The organism is Paracoccus salipaludis (genome assembly GCF_002287065.1).
GTDB lineage: Bacteria > Pseudomonadota > Alphaproteobacteria > Rhodobacterales > Rhodobacteraceae > Paracoccus > Paracoccus salipaludis.
Map to the genome: position 1 here is coordinate 1 of NZ_NSJZ01000057.1, position 2470 is coordinate 2470.

The following is a 2470-nucleotide window of genomic DNA, read 5'->3' on the forward strand; positions in this document are numbered from 1 at the left end:
GAAGCAGTCCAGCGGGCCTGTCGGCGCCTCCTGCCGCGGCGGCTGCGCAGGTCCGTTGCGCTCGAGATGTCGCTGCCAGAGCCGCCGGGTCTCGGCCTTGAGGCGATCCTCGGACCAACTAGGCCGCAACATGGCGGCGTTGTAGCCGCAGATCGCCTCCCAGGCCTCGTCGAGGCTGAGCCGGCCTTCGTGGGCTTGGCGGAGGTAATAGCCGATCGCGGCGCTGGCGCCCTGGAACCGGGTCCAGTCGTCCTGCGCCCCCTCCCGCACCGGCGTGGTCAGGACGTCATCGACTGCGGGTTTGCTACCGGCGTTGAAGTCGAACCACGCTGAGCCTGAGGTTTCCGGGGTGAGCGCGGGCATAGCAGCGACGAGGGCCTCGAACTCAGCCAGATCGACCTCGATGGGCTGCTGGTCGACGATCCGGACCTGCGCCGTCCGTCCATATTTACCATGGATCGTCCCGGGCACCCGGATGGGCTGATGCGCCGAGCCGAAGCTGTCATCGCCGCCGACCTTCAGCGCCATCGCCGCCCGAAGCCGGCAGAGCCGGGCCAGGTCCTCGCCCTCGGCCGGTTCTGTCAGCTTCCACCACAGATGCAGCTTGGGCTGTCCCGCCTCCGTCAACCCGCCGCTCTCGATGGTCAGCGTCACCGGGCCGAGGTTGCGGATCAGGTGGTCCCGCTTGGCAGAGATGTCGCCCTCGTCGAGATCGACGACCAGCGCCTGCATCTGCCGGACATGCTCAGCGCGGGCCTCGCCGTTGTGTCCGACCGTGCCGGGGATCACATAGATCGCACGGCCGACCGAAGCGGCGGCCTCTGCCGCGGTGGCCATGATCTCGGGCGCCCCCGCGTCTGCCGGGATCCAGCGCAGGTCGTTCGGCGGCCCTAGCGTCACGCCCTTCTCGGGCAGGCCGCGCAGCGGGATCAGGCCGTCGCACCAGGAAAAGACCACGTCGACAAACAGCGCGATCTGGTCGCGATCGATGCCGGGCGCGCTCATTGCAGCCGCCCTTCGCCCGGCGCCAGATCGGCGGGCTGGACATAAACCGCAAACAGCGGCTCACCGTCGCCGTGCAGGCCCGCTGCCTCGAAGAAGTAGTACCGATCCGGGATGACCAGTTCGGTCAGTTCCCAACGCCGGTAATATCCCGGCAGGCGTTTGAGGAGATCGGGCGGCGGGACCGGCGGCAAGGACATCGATCAGGCTCGTGAACAGGGGCTTCACCTGGTCAAAAGCCACCCCCGCACGCCGATCGGGACATTGAGGACGGGAATAATATGTGATATCTATTGCAGGGTGTGATATCGATGGAGGCGGCCGTGGCCCAGATCGTCGTGCGACAGATCCCGGACGAGGTGCATCGCGCCCTGAAGGCGCAGGCAGCCGCCCATGGCCGGAGCGCCGAGGCTGAGCTGCGCGAGATCATCGCTCGCGCGGTTCTGCGCGAGGGCCGGCCACGTGCAGGCGATCTGATGCGCGGCATCTGGTCAGGCGCCGCGATGGACGGGTTCTCAGTCGAGCGCGACCGCACCCCCGTGGAGCCGGCCTGCTTCGAATGATCATCCTCGATACGAATGTCGTCTCGGAGACGATGAAGCCGGTCCCCGAGCCCCGGGTGATCGACTGGCTCAACCGCCAGGAGCTGAGCACCCTGCACCTGACCACCGTCAGCCTGGCCGAACTGCGGTTCGGCATGGCGCGGCTCGAGCCCGGCCGCCGCCGGGATGATTTCGAGCTTCGGCTCGAGCGGATGCTGACGGAGGTCTTTCCCGGCAGGGTCTTGGGGTTCGACGCAGCCGCCGCGAATGCCTTTGGCGCGCTCGTCGCGACGGCGGAGCGGCACGGGCGGACGGTGAGCTTTCCGGACGGCGCGATCGCCGCCATCGCTGCGGCGAACGGCTATCCCGTCGCCACCCGCGATGTCGCGCCGTTCATCGCTATGGGCGTGGACGTCGTCGATCCGTGGGACCCGATCCCTCCTGGCCCATGATGCTGCCGCAGCGCCACCACGGCGCGCTGATACCGCTTCCGGGCCGCAGGTTCCGACAGGTCAAGTACCTTGCCCATCTCAAGCTGGCTGGCGCCATCCAGCGCCACGCCGAGAACCAGATCCGCGTCCCTGCCGATGACTGCGGTGAGGTCGCGCCGCAGTTCCGCACGCAGACGCAGTTGCTCCGCCCATGAGGGTGGCGCCTCCAGCCAGTCCGGCTCCAGGGACGCGCAGGATTGTTGTCGGGCAGTTTCTCGTCGGGCGGCACGCAGCAGGTCGCGCTCGACGTTCCAGAGCACGGTCGCTGCGATCCGGTTCACCCGGCTGAGGTCAAGCGTTCGGACTTGCTCGGTCGTTCGCGCCAGCAACTCGGACGCGATCTCGTCGCGGCTGCCGACGCCCCGCTGCAGGCAGCGGCCGCGGATCGCATCCAGTCCCGGCCAGAGTGCCAGCAGGAGCACGCTCAGGGCCAGG

At 68.4% G+C, this 2470-nt stretch carries 4 protein-coding genes and 1 pseudogene; 2 read left to right on the plus strand and 3 right to left on the minus strand.

Going from position 1 to position 2470, the window contains the following annotated elements; all coding sequences use genetic code 11:
* Positions 1-1005 (minus strand): annotated as a pseudogene (locus CK240_RS17365) (AAA family ATPase); the annotation flags it as partial.
* Entirely contained in the window at positions 1002-1202 is a 201-nt protein-coding gene (locus CK240_RS17370) for a hypothetical protein (protein ID WP_095641520.1), read from the minus strand. The gene CK240_RS17370 and the pseudogene CK240_RS17365, both read right to left, overlap by 4 nt.
* A gap of 123 nt (positions 1203-1325) precedes the next feature.
* On the opposite strand from CK240_RS17370, the gene CK240_RS17375 reads away from it, so the two are divergent.
* A complete protein-coding gene (locus CK240_RS17375) occupies positions 1326-1565 on the plus strand; it encodes a FitA-like ribbon-helix-helix domain-containing protein (RefSeq protein ID WP_095641522.1) in 240 nt (79 codons plus the stop codon).
* Positions 1562-1996: a type II toxin-antitoxin system VapC family toxin gene (locus tag CK240_RS17380; protein WP_095641521.1), complete on the plus strand. Its 435-nt coding sequence runs from the start codon at positions 1562-1564 to the stop codon at positions 1994-1996. Before CK240_RS17375 ends, CK240_RS17380 begins: the two co-directional genes overlap by 4 nt.
* Here CK240_RS17380 and CK240_RS17385 read toward each other — a convergent pair.
* Positions 1906-2470, minus strand: a 565-nt coding sequence (locus CK240_RS17385) for an RNA polymerase sigma factor (RefSeq protein ID WP_240517566.1), incomplete at its 5' end; no start/stop codon positions are given. The two genes, CK240_RS17380 and CK240_RS17385, sit on opposite strands and share 91 nt — an antisense overlap.

Coding starts and splice junctions, on each gene's coding strand:
- CK240_RS17380 (WP_095641521.1), top strand. CDS start 1,562: ATGATCATCCTCGATACGAATGTCGTCTCGGAGACGATGAAGCCGGTC.
- CK240_RS17370 (WP_095641520.1), bottom strand. CDS start 1,202: ATGTCCTTGCCGCCGGTCCCGCCGCCCGATCTCCTCAAACGCCTGCCG.